This window comes from Ilumatobacter sp. (assembly GCF_030065885.1).
In the GTDB taxonomy this organism is placed as follows: Bacteria; Actinomycetota; Acidimicrobiia; order Acidimicrobiales; family Ilumatobacteraceae; genus Ilumatobacter.
Genome location: NZ_JASJCS010000123.1, coordinates 1 through 14,070 on the forward strand (window position 1 = coordinate 1; position 14,070 = coordinate 14,070).

At 71.4% G+C, this 14,070-nt stretch carries 11 protein-coding genes and 1 pseudogene; 6 read left to right on the forward strand and 6 right to left on the reverse strand.

Features of this window, described 5'->3' with window-relative positions:
- Positions 1-281 (forward strand): annotated as a pseudogene (locus QNJ12_RS20010) (ROK family protein); the annotation flags it as partial.
- Positions 282-392: 111 nt separating this feature from the next.
- Here QNJ12_RS20010 and QNJ12_RS20015 read toward each other — a convergent pair.
- Positions 393-1,499, reverse strand: coding sequence for a calcium/sodium antiporter (locus QNJ12_RS20015; protein WP_300625385.1), 1,107 nt, complete (start codon positions 1,497-1,499; stop codon positions 393-395).
- Between the two features lie 82 nt (positions 1,500-1,581).
- Positions 1,582-5,028: an indolepyruvate ferredoxin oxidoreductase family protein gene (locus QNJ12_RS20020; protein ID WP_300625387.1), complete on the reverse strand. Its 3,447-nt coding sequence runs from the start codon at positions 5,026-5,028 to the stop codon at positions 1,582-1,584.
- Positions 5,029-5,081: 53 nt separating this feature from the next.
- Between QNJ12_RS20020 and QNJ12_RS20025 the strand changes: the two genes are divergently transcribed.
- Positions 5,082-5,993, forward strand: coding sequence for a PfkB family carbohydrate kinase (locus QNJ12_RS20025; protein ID WP_300625389.1), 912 nt, complete (start codon positions 5,082-5,084; stop codon positions 5,991-5,993).
- Between the two features lie 39 nt (positions 5,994-6,032).
- Here the strand turns inward: QNJ12_RS20025 and QNJ12_RS20030 are convergent, their stop codons facing one another.
- Positions 6,033-6,494 (reverse strand): GNAT family N-acetyltransferase, encoded by a 462-nt coding sequence (locus tag QNJ12_RS20030; protein WP_300625391.1) that lies wholly within the window; start codon positions 6,492-6,494, stop codon positions 6,033-6,035.
- A gap of 167 nt (positions 6,495-6,661) precedes the next feature.
- Between QNJ12_RS20030 and QNJ12_RS20035 the strand changes: the two genes are divergently transcribed.
- Complete coding sequence (locus QNJ12_RS20035; RefSeq protein ID WP_300625393.1) at positions 6,662-6,829, forward strand: hypothetical protein; 168 nt, start codon at positions 6,662-6,664, stop codon at positions 6,827-6,829.
- 6 nt (positions 6,830-6,835) lie between these two features.
- On the opposite strand, the gene cfa is transcribed toward QNJ12_RS20035, so the two are convergent.
- The 3 genes from cfa to QNJ12_RS20050 all read right to left on the reverse strand — a co-directional run bounded on the left by cfa (position 6,836) and on the right by QNJ12_RS20050 (position 11,648).
- Complete coding sequence (cfa, locus tag QNJ12_RS20040; RefSeq protein WP_300625395.1) at positions 6,836-7,957, reverse strand: cyclopropane fatty acyl phospholipid synthase; 1,122 nt, start codon at positions 7,955-7,957, stop codon at positions 6,836-6,838.
- Positions 7,958-8,313: 356 nt separating this feature from the next.
- Positions 8,314-9,135 (reverse strand): helix-turn-helix transcriptional regulator, encoded by an 822-nt coding sequence (locus tag QNJ12_RS20045; protein ID WP_300625397.1) that lies wholly within the window; start codon positions 9,133-9,135, stop codon positions 8,314-8,316.
- Positions 9,136-9,290: 155 nt separating this feature from the next.
- Complete coding sequence (locus QNJ12_RS20050) at positions 9,291-11,648, reverse strand: CocE/NonD family hydrolase (protein ID WP_300625398.1); 2,358 nt, start codon at positions 11,646-11,648, stop codon at positions 9,291-9,293.
- A 92-nt stretch (positions 11,649-11,740) separates the two neighbouring features.
- Here QNJ12_RS20050 and QNJ12_RS20055 point away from each other — a divergent pair, with 92 nt between their 5' ends.
- From QNJ12_RS20055 to QNJ12_RS20065, 3 genes are read left to right on the forward strand one after another with little or no spacing between them, the layout of a single operon-like run.
- Positions 11,741-12,814: a M20 family metallopeptidase gene (locus QNJ12_RS20055; protein ID WP_300625400.1), complete on the forward strand. Its 1,074-nt coding sequence runs from the start codon at positions 11,741-11,743 to the stop codon at positions 12,812-12,814.
- Entirely contained in the window at positions 12,814-13,482 is a 669-nt protein-coding gene (locus QNJ12_RS20060) for a hypothetical protein (RefSeq protein ID WP_300625402.1), read from the forward strand. Before QNJ12_RS20055 ends, QNJ12_RS20060 begins: the two co-directional genes overlap by 1 nt.
- A gap of 18 nt (positions 13,483-13,500) precedes the next feature.
- Complete coding sequence (locus tag QNJ12_RS20065) at positions 13,501-13,839, forward strand: hypothetical protein (protein ID WP_300625403.1); 339 nt, start codon at positions 13,501-13,503, stop codon at positions 13,837-13,839.
- The last annotated feature ends 231 nt before the right edge of the window (positions 13,840-14,070 follow it).

The following is a 14,070-nucleotide window of genomic DNA, read 5'->3' on the forward strand; positions in this document are numbered from 1 at the left end:
ATGCCGAGAAGCGGGCGGCGGCGAGTGCCAGGTCGCGCGACGACCTCTCGTGGAAGGAGTGGGCTGTGCGCGTCGACGCGTACCTCCGCCACGTCGTGATGCTGTTCTCGCCCGACCTCATCATCCTCGGTGGCGGGGCCAGCAAGCAGCCGGATCGTTGGGTGAATCGCCTCGACCCGGGCTGCGAGCTGGCCGTGGCGAAGATGGCCAACAACGCCGGCATCGCGGGTGCCGCCCTGCACGCACCGCCGCTGGGCGCGGACCCGGCCCGGCGCGAGTGACCGTCGGCAACGCCGGTCGCACACGGCCGACACGACAGCACTCATCAGGTTCGGCTCGGGACCAGGTCTCGCCCGTCGCAGTCGTCGGCGGTCGGCGGGGAGAGTGCGGGCTCAGACCTGGCTCGGCGTGAGCGCGTGCTTGCTGCGGCGGTCGCGCACGGCGATGACGGCCGCCGTGATCAGGCTCAACGGCAGGACGAAGCCCAGGAACGCCACGGCGAACTCGTTGCGGGCCGCGTGCTCGGCGCTGTCCAGGACCAGCCAGACGACGTACGCGGCGTAGTAGCCGAGGAACAGCACGCCCTCCCAGCGCAGGAGCGAGAACCCGTTGGCGAAGAACGGCAGGCAGGCGATCGCGACCGCCACCATCACCGGCAGGTCGATGGTCAGCGCCCCGTCGGGGACCGGGATCGAGTTGGGCGAGACGGCCGCCGTGATGCCGAGCACGGCGAGGATGTTGAACAGGTTGGAGCCGACGGCGTTGCCGACCGCGAGGTCGCGCTGGCCTCGGACCGCGGCGACGACCGAGGTGGCGATCTCGGGGAGCGAGGTGCCGATCGCCACCACGGTGAGACCGATCACCAGCTCGCTCACATCGAGCGCCCTGGCGATGTCGGTCGCCGCTTCGACCAGCGCCTGCGCGCCGACGACGAGCAGCACCAGGCCCAGTAGCACGAAGCCGACGTCCGTGAACGCCGAGCTCTCGCGGAGCTTCTCGGCGCTGAGCGCCTCCTCGTACTCGTCGTCGATGGCAGCGCTGTCGTTCCGGCGGGCGCTGACCACCGTCCACGTGATGTACGTCACCAGCAGGACCACGAACGCGGCGCCCTCCCACCGCTCGATCTCGTTGTCCCAGCCGAACACGACGACCAGCACCGACACGCCGAGCATCAGTGGCACGTCGATGCGCACGATCCGCTGCGCCACCACCAACCCACCACCCGCGGCGGCCGCGATGCCGAGCACCAGGAGCACGTTGGCGATGTTCGACCCGACGACGTTGCCGACCGCGAGGTCGGCCTCGTCGCGGAACGACGCCCCGAGGCTGACGGCGAGCTCGGGCGCGCTGGTGCCGAACGCGACGACCGTCAGACCGATGACCACCGAGGAGAGCCCCGTGCGCGCCGCGAGCCGTGCCGCGCCGCGCACCAAGGCCTCGGCACCGACCACCAGCGCTGCGACGCCGACGACGAAGAACACTGCGGTCAGGACGTCCATGGAGGCGCCAGTCTGGCCGTGGGCCCGCCGAATCCAAACCCGCCTGGAGGGCGTCGCGGTCGCCGCGAGGCGCCGGTCGCCGTCAGCGCGAGGCGTACGAGAGGAGCCGCGTCGCGAGCTCGCTGCGATAGGCGCGTGCTCGCTCGAGCTTGAGATCCTCGTAGCCGCGGACCTGGTCGGGGAGCGAGGCGATCGCGACCGCCTCGTCGAGTCGATCGCTGTCGAGCCCGTCGACGAGCCGGTCGATCGCCGACTCGTACTCGGGGATCATCGCGCGCTCGATGCGGCGGACCTCGGCCCGGCCGAACGGGTCGAGCTTCGTGCCCCGAAGCCGCTTCATCGCCCGAAGCGCGGCGAACGAGGGCGGGCCGGTGCGGCGGAACCGGAGCTTGCGGTCGACGCCCATCGCCCGGAGGGCGGGCGGGTGGAGGTGGTAGGTGACCTCGGTCCGGGGTCCGCCGACCGCCTGGTACCGGCGCTGCGACTCGTCGAGCAGCGCCAGCCGTGCGACCTCGAATTCGTCCTTGTAGGCCATCAGCTTGTGGAGGTTCCGGGCGACCGCCTCGGTGAGCACGGTGGAGCCCGGCGCCGTGCGCTCCTCGGCCTGGCGCACCGTGTCGACACGGTTCCGGAAGCGGGTCGCGTAGGCCGCGTCCTGGTAGTCCACGAGGTCGTCGGCCAGCCGCGCGACGAGCTGATCGACGGTCTCGACCCGCACCGTTCGGATGCCGGCGAGCGCCTCGACCCGGTCGGGATCGATGGCCCACGACCGGCCGAACCGGAACGCGGCGATGTTCTGGTCGACCGCCACGCCGTTGAGCTCGATCGCTCGCTCGAGGCTCGCCGGCTCGATCGGCAGCGCACCGGCCTGGACGGCGACGCCCATCGTCAGCACGTTGGCCGAGGTGGTGCCCCCGAACAGACCTCGGGTGATGGCAGCGGCGTCGAGGTACCGGTTGGCGTCGGGTCGTGAGGCCGCGTCGAGCCGGCGGCGGAGGTCGTCGCGTGGCGGGTAGGCGGCCTCGCCGGGGTGCACGACCATCTGTCCGGTCGGCACTGCGTCGACCGACCCGACGACGACGGTCCGCCCGGCGACAGCGCCCTCGCGATGGGCATCGCTGGCCGCGGCGAGCATGTCGAACGCAAGCAGGCAGTCGACGCCGGCGGCGTTGGCGTAGTTGGAGGCCGCCGGTTCGCCACGCGAGATGCGGACGTCGCTGGTGACCGGACCGGCCTTCTGCGAGAGACCGGTCTGGTCGAGACCGCGCACGTGGAAGCCGTCGAGCAGCGCCGCCGTGCCGATGACCTGGCTGACCGTGATCACGCCGGTGCCGCCGATGCCCGACAGCCGCACGGTGAAGCGGTCGGTGTCGACGATCGGCTCGGGGTCGGCGAGCTCGCCGGGCGACGGAGCGACGGGCCGCTCGCGTGTGTCGGGATCGGCCGCGTCGTCGACGGTGACGGTGGCGAACGCCGGGCAATCGCCCTGTATGCACGACAGGTCGAAGTTGCAGCTCGTCTGGTGGATAGCGGTCTTGCGGCCGTACGGGGTGTCGATCGGTTGGACCGACAGGCAGTTCGACTTCTCCCCGCAGTCGCCGCAGCCCTCGCAGATCCGCTCGTTGATGACGACCCGGAAGCCGGGCTTGGCGAGCGTGCCGCGGCTGCGCGCGCGCCGCTTCTCCGCAGCGCAGCCCTGATCGTGGATCAGCACCGTGGTGCCCTTGACCTCGGCGAGGACGCGCTGTGCCTCGGCGAGCCGCGACCGGTCCCAGACGTCGACCAGTCCGGGCAGTTCGACGTCGTCGAAGCGGCCGGGTTCGTCGCTCGTGATGATGATCTTGGCGACGCCCTCGGCGACGAGCATCGTGGCGATCTCGGGCACGTCGACGGCGCCCTGGGCGTCCTGCCCGCCGGTCATCGCGACGGTGCCGTTGTGGAGCAGCTTGAACGTGATGTCGACGCCGGCGGCGATCGTGGCGCGGATGGCGAGCGATCCGGAGTGGAAGAACGTGCCGTCACCGAGGTTCTGCACGAGGTGCTGCCGCTCGACGAACGGCGCCATGCCGATCCACTGCGCGCCCTCGCTGCCCATGCAGGTGAGCGCCACGAGCTCGCCGACCCGCTCGGGCTCCATCAGCGCGACCATCGCGTGACAGCCGATGCCGCCACCGACCAGCGTGCCCGGCTCGACACGGGTGCTCGCGTTGTGCGGGCATCCCGAGCAGTAGAACGGCGCACGGTTGACCGTCAGCGGGATCAGGTTGCGGTCGGGCTTCGGGCGCTCGGGAACGAGGCGGTCGGCGACCCGCTTGCCGAGGTGATGGCGCAGCGCCGGAAGCAACCGGTCGGCGTCGAGCAGGCCGTGGTGCGGTACGAGCACGTGCCCTTCCTCGTCGCGCTTGCCCCACACCCTCGGTCGCTCGGCCACGTCGTACAGGGCGTCGCGGAACAGGACCTCGAGCGTCGGGTTCTTCTCCTCGATCACCAGCACGTCGTCGAGGCCCTCGGCGAACCGGCGGACGTCGTGCCGGTCGAGCGGGATCGGCATCCGGAGCTGGAAGATGCGGATGCCGGCTGCCCGCAGCGCCTCGTCGTCGGCGAACCCGAGCACCTGGAGCGCCTCACGGACCTCGTGGAACGTGTGGCCGCAGGCGGCGATGCCGATCCAGTCGTCGCCGCTGCGCACGGTGACCCGGTTCAGGTCGTTGAGCACGCCGTACTCGCGGGCCATCTCGGTGCGCACCTCGTGGAACTCCTGCTCCATCGCGACCGAGTACGGGGCGATCAGGCGTCCGTTCGGCTGCGGCAGGAACGGCTTGCCGTCGATCTCGACGGTCGGTATCCGCGGCACGACTCGTTCGGGGTGGACGTCGATCGTGCCGCTGCCGTCGGCGACCGGCGTGACGAGCTTGAGGCCCGACCAGATGCCGCACGCCCGCGACAGCGCGACGCCGTGGCGCGTCAGGTCGAGGGCTTCTTGCACGTCGCCGGGGAACAGGACGGGCATGTGCAGGTCGACCATCGTGGCGTCGCTCGAGGACGGCAGGGTCGACGACTTGGCGGCAGGGTCGTCGCCGACCACCGCCACGACGCCGCCGTGCGGCGACGTGCTCGCGAACACCGCGTGCCGGATCGCGTCGCCGGCGCGGTCGATGCCGGGACCCTTGCCGTACCACATGCCGAGGACACCGTCGTACCGGCAGTCGTCGAGCGTCGCAGCGAGCTGCGTGCCCATCACCGCACTGGCGGCGAGCTCCTCGTTGACGCCGGGGCGGTTGACGATCGGCAGGTCGGGCACCGTGCGGGCCGCCCGCTCGACCTCCTCCCCGAACATGCCGACGGGTGACCCTTGGTAGCCGCTGACGAACGCCGCCGTGTCGAGGCCGTTGGCACGGTCGATGCGGATCTGATCGACGGGGAGCCGGGCGATCGCCTGCAGGCCCGACAGGAAGACACGGCCGTCCTCGCGCCGGTACCGGTCCGCCAGCTCGTACTCGGAGGGGGCCGGGCGGGCTGTGTCGGTCACGGGGTCAAGTCTGCCTCATCTCCGGCGGCGCGTCACGATGCCATGATGGCGCCGTGATCATCGTCGCCGGAGAGGCTCTCATCGACCTCGTCATCGAACCCGACGGCTCGGCGACCGCCGCGTTGGGAGGCGCGCCGTACAACACGGCGCGCGTGTGTGGGCGCCTCGACGCCGACGTCGCGTTCGCCGGCGCGATCTCGGTCGATCGCTTCGGCACCATGCTCGCGGACCAGTTGAGTGCCGACGGTGTCTCGCTCGAAAGGGCCGTGCGGTGCGAGCTGCCGACCACGCTGGCGGCGGCCGAGCTCGACGAGCGAGGCGCCGCCACGTACCGCTTCTACATCGATGCCACGTCGGCGCCGTCGTACGACGTGCCGATCGAGATCGGCGAGGGGGACGTGCTCTTCGCCGGCGGTCTGGGGCTCGTGCTCGAGCCGATGGCGACGTGCCTCGAGTCGTCGATCAACGTCGCCCACGGCCGCGCCGTCGTGATGATCGACGTCAACTGCCGGCCGCGCATCGTGCCCGACCGCGAGCAGTACGTCGCCCGGGTGCTGCGACTGCTCGCCAACGCCGACATCGTGAAGGTGAGCGACGAGGACCTGGCGTACCTCATGCCCGAGGACGAACCGCTCGATGCGGCCCGGGCCGTGCTGGAGTCCGGTGCCCGCGCCGTCCTCGTCACCGCCGGTGCCGAGGCAGTGCAGGTGCTGTGCCGCGAGGGCGAGACCACGGTGCCGGTCCCGGCCGTCGACGTGGTCGACACCATCGGCGCCGGTGATGCGTTCGGCGGCGGGTTCCTCGCGTGGTGGACCGCGTCCGAGCACACGTCGACCGATCTCGAACGCCTGGAGACGCTGACGGCCGCAACGGCCGCTGCGATCACGGTGTCGGGCGTCGTCTGTCAGCGGCGGGGCGCCGACGCCCCGAGACGGGCCGAGCTCCCCGCCGATTGGTCGGCATGACCGACGGCGCGCCGGGGCATCTGGGCTGATCGAAGCGGTTCAGAGATCGGTGGCTGTCGTCGGCTCGAGATCGATCACGAGGTCGGTGCGACCGCGCCCTCGGTCCACGACATCACAGCCGAGGCGAGCGGCAAGGCGACGTGCTGCGTGACTCCGGCGCGTCGACCGCAGCACGATGGGGCCGAGGGCCTCCGATCCCTCGACCGCATGGCGCGCGAGCGCGGTACCGACGCCGCAGCGCCGGCGATCGGGCGCGACCGCAAGGTGGAGCCGCCCGGTCTCGTCGACGCGTGCGAGCCCGATGATCGTTCCGCACTCGATCGCCGCCCATCGCCGACCGTCGCGACGTCCCAGGTCTGCGATGAGGGATCGGAACGGCTTGGGGTTCGAGCTCGCCGAGGGTCCGAAGTAGCGCCGCTCGGTCCGCAGTGTCACGAGGAATCGTTCGATGTCGGCGGTCAGCGCCGGGTGGTCGGCGGCGAGGTGGCGAATCTGGATCACGGTGGCATCGTGCGCGACCGACGTGACCACGCCGCGACCGTCGCGTGAACCGTGTGTTTCGCGTCGGTGGCGGCGCCACCGAGAACGAACGTCTCACCGGGAGCGAGTGTCTTGCGTCGGGTCGATCGACCCTGGTCGGCCGGTGAGCTGGGCGCGACCGTGGAGCCGTGGACGCAGCTCACGTGCGTGTCGTCGCGGGCGTGTTGCTAACGGTTCTCGCCGCCGCGCTGATGGTGATCGCACCAGCGCCCCTGTCGGCGCCGATCACGCTCGTCGTCGTCGGTGTCGTGCTGATCGCGACGTCCCACTCCGGTCGCCACCACACCGGGGCGTAGCCGGGTTCAGCGGAGGCCGTCGGGACGGTATGCCCCGTCGACGCCGTCGCGAGACAACACGACCTGCCACAGGTGATTGGCCCGGGCGCGGAACGTGCCGGCCGCGGTGAGCAGGTAGAAGTTCCACATCCGGCGGAACCGCTCGTCGTACGTGCTCGGCAGGTCGGTCCAGGCGGCGCTGACGTTCGCGTGCCACGCCATGAGCGTGCGGTCGTAGTCGGGTCCGAAGTTGTGCCAGTCCTCCATGACGAGGCGCCCTTCGGCGGCCTCGGCGATCTGCTTCGCCGAGGGCAGCATCGAGTTGGGGAAGATGTACTTCTCGACCCACGGGTCGGTGCGGTTGCTCGATCGGTAGCCGCCGATCGTGTGGAGCAGGCTCAGCCCGTCGGGGTCGCGGAGACAGCGGCGCACGACGTCCATGTACGTCGCGTAGTTCTTCACGCCGACGTGCTCGAACATCCCGATCGAGTAGACCCGGTCGAACGGCTCGTCGATCTCGCGGTAGTCGACGAGCCGGATGTCGACGGGGAGCCCTGCACACCGCTCTCGGGCGAGCGCCGCCTGCTCGCGCGAGATGGTGATGCCGACCACCTCGCAGCCGGCCCGCTCGGCGAGCCAGGCGGCTGCGCCACCCCAGCCGCAGCCGATGTCGAGCACGCGCATGCCGGGTTCGATCACGAGCTTGTTGCGGATGAGATCGAGCTTCGCCGCCTGCGCAGCGTCGAGCGTGTCGGCCTCGCGCCAGTACCCGCAGCTGTAGATCATCTGCTTGTCGAGCATGCGCTCGTAGAGGTCGTTGCCGACGTCGTAGTGCCGCTCGCCGACCTCGAACGCCCGTCGCCCGCGCTGCAGGTTGGTCAGCTTCGCCCGGGCCACCCTGGCGATGTCGGCCGGCGTGCCGAGCTGCTTGGCCATGCCCGAGCGGTAGGCCCGAGCCACGAGCTCGTCGATGGCCTCGCAGTCCCACCAGCCGTCCATGTACGCCTCCCCGAGCCCGAGCGTGCCGCGGGCGAGCACCCGGGTGTACACGCGGTCGTCATGGACGTGCACGTCCCACTGCCGGTCTCCGCCGATCCGCACGTCGGCCGGCCGCAGCAGCGTCTCGAATCGTCGCCTCAGTGCTGACACGAGGCCGACCGTACCCGGCTCGCACGAACACCACGGCGAGCGCAGCCGATCCGGCTCGTTCGCCGCGTCGCGATCGGCCCATCTCGACGCGGATCGCGTTGCGCCGGCGAAGCGGGCTGGTTGTCCGTGTCGCAGTGTGCCCGTCTCGCAGTGGTACCGCGTCGGGTCGGCGAGGTGGGCGAGCGCCGAAACGACGTGGCGGCGGCGAGCTCGGGAGGTGAGCCGAGCGGGCTCGGCCGGTCGGCGGAGCCACGAACCAGACCGCGTCGGGTCGGCGAGGTGGGCGAGCGTCGATGCGAAGCGGAGGCGGCGAGCTCGGGAGCCGAAGGGGAGCGGCTTGGCCGCGACCCGAAGCTCTAGACGAGATAGTGACGGACGGCGAGGCGTTCGGCGCTGTCGTCGCCGGGGACGGCCAGCTGGCACGTGACGCGCAGGCCCGGCCACTCGACCGGGGCGAGCTGCTGGTACTCGAACGTCAGCAATCCCGCTGCCGGGTGCCGGAACCGGCGGATCCGGGTCTCGAACTGTGAGACGTCGTGCTCGGGCCACCATGCCGCGAACTCGGTGCTCTCGGCGGTGAGCTCGTCGACCAGCTCGCCGAGCTCGACGTCGCCCCGGAGGGCTGTCGTGCTCGCACGGAACTCGGCGAGTGCCTGCCTGGCATGGATGTCCCAGTCGATGATGAGATCGCGCGTCGACGGATCGGCGAAGAGAACCCACAGCAGGTTGCACTCGAGCCCGTCGAGCTCGGCGATCTTCGGGTACAGGCGGGCCTGCGCTGCGTTCCAGGCGAGGAACTCCCACCGCGGCCCGAGCACGTAGGCCGGGGCGGGCTCCATCGAGTCGATCAGGCGAACGAGCGCGCTCGGGGCCTCCCGCGGGGCGGAGACGGGCGCCGGCGACGGCTGTGCGAGCCCGAGGAGGTGCTCGATGCCGGCGTCGTCGAGGCGGAGCGCTCGCCCGATCGCAGCGAGGACGTCGGAGGATGCGTTGATCCGCCGGCCCTGCTCGAGCCACGTGTACCAGGTGACCGAGACGCCGGCGAGCATCGCGACCTCTTCGCGGCGGAGACCCGGTGTGCGCCGGCGCGAGGTGCCGCGCGGCAGCCCGACCTGCTCGGGGGTGACCGCATCGCGACGGGCTCGCAGGAAGTCGGCCAGCTCGGCCCGATGGTCCATCCCAACCAGTCGACCACAGCCGCCACCCCCGAACCAGTTACGAGTTGTGCCAGGGAGCCCAGCCGAGAGGCGGGGCGACCCGATCGTCGTGGTGCACGGCGTCGCCTGCGGAGCAAGGCGACGAGAAGCCGTTCGCCGCGCAATCTCGCAACTGGTCAGGTGCCTGCGTAGTCGCGGCAGGGTTGGCCGCGGAGCGCGCCGCAGGTCGGGTACGAATCGGGCACGTCGATCCCTGGCACCACCGGCAGCACGAGTCGTGATGGGAACGCCGGCCCGGCGGCGATCTCCACCTGCTCGCCCTGGGCGATCGTGTCGAACGCCCACACGGCCCGGTTGCCGCCCGGCGTGTCCACGGTGAGCCGGATCTGCGATCCGGCCCGGAACGCGTGTGCGAACGGGAAGATCTCGACGCGCACGAGGTCGTAGCCGTCCTCGGGGCCGGTGAGCGGCGCTGCGTCCTCCTCGCGGTGGGTGTGGACCGGTCGCAGCTCGGTCGACGCGTCGAGATCGAGCGCCCGGTGCGAAGCCCGCAGCCAGCCGCTCTGGACGTACATCTCCTGCCCGTCCGGACGGACCTCGGTGATCGTGACCTCGACGTCGGTGTCACCGAGGTTCGTGTTCATCCAGAGGTCGACCGAACCCGAACCGACGACGACCGTGTCGTCGCCGAGCGGTCCGGTGAGGTAGGAGGCGAACGTGCCGAGCCCGCTCTCGATCCAGTCGTAGTCGACGTCGACCGACCACACCCCCGATGACGAGCCCTCGTAGAAGGCCTGCGGGATCGCGTCGGGCACGGCCAGGTAGCGCGTCTCACCGTCGGCGGCGAGCTCGGCGAGCAGCCGGCCCGGCTCGCCCGCCGGAGCTGCGTCGAGGTACCAGATCTCAGCGTCGGCCTCGGGGACCGGCCATGCGTCGAACCCGGCCTCGAACCGTGCCATCGGGGTCCGGTCGGGGAAGCCGTCGGCGGCGCCCTCTTCGAACAGCACGCGTATCGGTGGCTCGGACTCGAACGCTGCCAGTGCGTCCTCGTACGTCATGCCCTCGAACCGGTCCTCGGCGGGGAGGGCGACGTCGGTCGTACCGAAGATGCCGCCGGCGAGCAGTGGCACCACGGACCGGGCCGCGCCGAGTGACGGCGTCCGCCCGGCGACGTACAGGTCGAGGAACTCGACGAGGCGCGGGACGATCGCGGGGCCGATCGACTCGGTGTGCAGCCCGTTCGCAAGGCTTGCGTAGAGATGGTCGGTGCCGGTGAACCTGTCGAGCATCGTGGCGAAGTGACCGCCGGTCTGCTCGTCCTGCCAGGCGCCGGCGACGAAAGTGGGGACGGTGATGCGGTCGACGAACAGCCGCGGTGCGATCTCGGCTGCGACCTCGTCGGTCCAGAACGGGTTGGCCGTGATCTCGGCGAGCAGATCGGGGTTCTGGAGGCGAAGCTGCTGGTTGGCAGCGCACTGCTCGTCGCCGGCGGCGATGCGGTCGGCGGCCCAGGTCTGTCCTTCGGGGCGAGCGTCGGCGATCCGCTCCTCGGTCCAGGGAACGGCGAAGCCGGTGTTCAGGATGCCGCCGGGGTAGAGGGTCGAGATCGAGCTGTCGGCGATGACGCTGAACGGCGTGATCGCCGCGAGGCTCGGCGGTCGGGTCTGGGCGACGAACAGCTGGCTGATGCCCGGATAGGACACGCCGACCATGCCGACCCGGTTCTCCAGCACCCACGGCTGCGCAGCGATCGTCTCGATCGCGTCGTACCCGTCGAGGCTCTGGGAGTACTCGAAGTAGCGGAAGGACCCGCCGCTGCACCCGGTGCCGCGGATGTTGACGCCGACGTAGGCGTACCCGAGGGCGTTGAAGAAGTCGGAGAAACCGCTCGATTCGGGGTCGCTCGGCGTGTAGCCCGAGTACTCGACGACCGTGGGGTAGGGGCCGTCCTCGACCGGGCCCGGCAGCCAGACGTTGGCCGACAGCGTGGTGCCGTCCCGGGTGGTGATGTAGCTCAGGTCGCCGATCGTGAGCCGCTGCTCGGCGTGGAACGCCGGCAGCGGGCTGTCGGTGCGGCTCATCACCTTCACGGGGCCCGACCGCTCGTCGTCGTCGCCGACCGTCACGACGCTGCCACCCTCGACCTGCCGGAACACGAGGGCGCCCATCGCGTCGGCCTCGCCACTGGCGAGGACCGTGTCGTCCTGGTCGAGCACGGTGAGCCGGCGGCCCGGCTCCGCGCCGGTCACCGTGACCTGCTCGGTGCCCGGAGAGATCGCGAACGAGACCGGCGGTCCGAGCGCAGGCGTGTCGAGCGCCGTGGTGTCCGTGCGCTCGTCGGCGTCCGTGGACTCGCTGGTCGCCGCATCGTCGTCATCCCGGTCGTCGTCGTCCTGCTCGTCGTTGCCGACGGCGAGGTCGTCGTCCCCTGCGTCTCCCTCGGCGCTCGTCCTCGTGGTCTCCTCGGACCGCGGCGGCGATGCGTCCTCCGAGCAGGCGACGATGAGCAGCGCCACCGCGGCGACGCCTGCCATGCTGCGCCGCCGTCGACTGCTCCTTCGCATCGCCTCATCATGGTCGCTGCTGCGTCGACGGCCCCACCCGACGCCGTTGTACGGTGACCGCCGTGGCCGACCTCGACGTCCTGCTCGCCGACCTGCAGCGGCTGGTCGACGTCGAGTCGCCGTCACTCGAGGTCGATGCGATCACGGAATCCGCCGACAACCTGGCCGGACTGCTGGCCGAGCGAACCGGGCGGCCGGCCGAGTTGATCGACGGCCTCGCAGGGCCGCACGTTCGGTGGTCCGGCGGGGGCGAGCCGGCGGTCCTGATCCTCGGGCACCACGACACGGTGTTCCCGATCGGGACGCTTGCGCAACGGCCCTTCACCGTGGCCGGCGGGAGCGTGACCGGGCCCGGGGTGTTCGACATGAAGGGCGGCATCGTCCAGGCGATCCACGCCGTCGCAGCGCTCGAGGATCCCACCGGCGTCGAGATGCTGTTCACGTCCGACGAGGAGGTCGGGTCGACGACGTCGCGGGCGCTGGTCGAGGAGCGTGCCGCCGCGTGCGGCAACGTGCTCGTGCTCGAGCCGAGCGCCGACGGCGGCGCGGTCAAGACGGCCCGCAAGGGCACCGGCACGTTCGAGGTGATCGTCCGGGGGCGGGCCTCCCACGCGGGACTCGAACCCGAGGCCGGCGTCAACGCACTGATCGAGGCGGCGCACCAGGTGCTCAGGATCGCGACGTTCGGCGATGCCGCCAGCGGCACCACCGTCACCCCGACCGTGGCGAGCGCCGGGACGGCCGACAACGTGGTGCCCGCGGAGGCGCGGATCCGCATCGACTGTCGTGTGCCGGACGACGACGAGAAGCGCCGGGTCGAGTCGTCGATGGCGGCCCTGACCCCGGTCGACACGAGCACGACGATCGAGGTGCGCGGTTCGATCGCCCGCCCGCCGATGCCCGAGTCGGCGTCGGCGACGTTGCTCCCGCTCGCGGAGGCCGTCTCGCCCGGCATCGGCGGGGTCGCGGTCGGCGGCGGCAGCGACGGCAACTTCACGGCCGCGATCGGCGTGCCGACGCTCGACGGGCTCGGAGCGGTCGGCGGCGGTGCCCACGCCGACCACGAGCACGTCATCGCCGACACGATGCCGGCGCGTGTCGATCTGATCGAAGGCATCCTGAGGAGGTTGCTGTGATGGTTCGCGACGATCTGGTCGAGGCGCACCGCCTCGCGTGGGAGCACATCGCCGCTCCCGGTAGCTGGTGGACCGGCGAGCAGCGAGTCGAGCTGGCGCGCACGGTCCTGCTGGCGATCGCCGACGTCGAGCCGCTGCCACCCTGGGTCGGCGTAGCTGCGAGTGGGCGGCTGCCCGACGAGCGGGTCGCAGCCGATGTCGCACACGACATCGCCTACCGCCTCGGCCGCCACGCCGGGACGATGACCGAGGACGTCTACCGTGCCGCCGCCGACCAGATCGGCGAGCTGCCGTATGTCGAGATCTGCGCCATCGCCTCGTCGGTCGCCGCCGTCGCCCACTTCTCCCGCAACATCGGCACCGAGGTGCCGCCGCTGCCCGCGCCCGTGCCGGGCGAGCCGACCGCGCTGCGGCCCGACGACGTCGTCCAGCCCGAGCTGAACTGGGTGCCGGTCGCCGCGCCGGCCGACCAGACCGCAGCGGTCGTCCAGGCCTACTCCGCGGTGCCTGGCGAGCTGGCGAACACGTGGCGCATGGCCGGCGCCCAGTACATGCCGAGCGAGGAGATGGTCCATCCCGACTGGTCACGGCGCGCCGGCGGGCTGAGCCGGCCCCAGATGGAACTGGTCGCGGCCCGCGTCGCCCAGCTCCGCGAGTGCTTCTATTGAACGACCGCCCATGCGAGCATGCTCAGTTGGAGCAGCACGAAGGCCGGCGACGACGTCGATCTCACCGCCGTCGCCGGCGGGGACGACGGAGTCGGCCTGGACCACGGCAACGAGCTCTTACGGTTCGCGAGCGCCTGCGGCAGTGACGACGACGCCGAGCTCGCTGCTGCGCGGGCCGAGCTCGTCGACCGCACCGACGAGGGGTTCATGGTCGACGCGGCGGCCGTGGCGGCGAACTTCGAGATGATGACCCGGCTCGCCGACGGCACCGGCGCCCGCCTGCCCAGCGACACGCTCGAGCGACGAGCCGGCGTGATCGGCGCGATGCAGGTCGCCGAGTTGACCAGCCGCCGCTGAGCGGCTGAGAACGGGCGACCACTCGGCTCGTGTTTCGCCGGGTTGCCGGGCACTAGGGCGACGTGCGGTCGACCTGTGTCAGCCGGTGGGCCGGATTCCCGGGCGGTGGCTCGCTCAGCTCGCCAGGCGCGCCACCACCGCCGGCCCTGCGACCGCGTCTCTCTGACGGACCGACGTCTGTGACGCGCGTACCCAGGGCCTCGACCGTCAACCGGGTCGAAGGTGTTCGGC

Bases quoted from the DNA above. Each gene is read 5' to 3' on its own strand.
- QNJ12_RS20060 (WP_300625402.1), top strand. From the start codon at position 12,814: ATGGTTCGCGACGATCTGGTCGAGGCGCACCGCCTCGCGTGGGAGCAC.
- QNJ12_RS20045 (WP_300625397.1), bottom strand. From the start codon at position 9,135: ATGGACCATCGGGCCGAGCTGGCCGACTTCCTGCGAGCCCGTCGCGAT.
- QNJ12_RS20050 (WP_300625398.1), bottom strand. From the start codon at position 11,648: ATGGCAGGCGTCGCCGCGGTGGCGCTGCTCATCGTCGCCTGCTCGGAG.
- QNJ12_RS20065 (WP_300625403.1), top strand. From the start codon at position 13,501: ATGCTCAGTTGGAGCAGCACGAAGGCCGGCGACGACGTCGATCTCACC.
- QNJ12_RS20015 (WP_300625385.1), bottom strand. From the start codon at position 1,499: ATGGACGTCCTGACCGCAGTGTTCTTCGTCGTCGGCGTCGCAGCGCTG.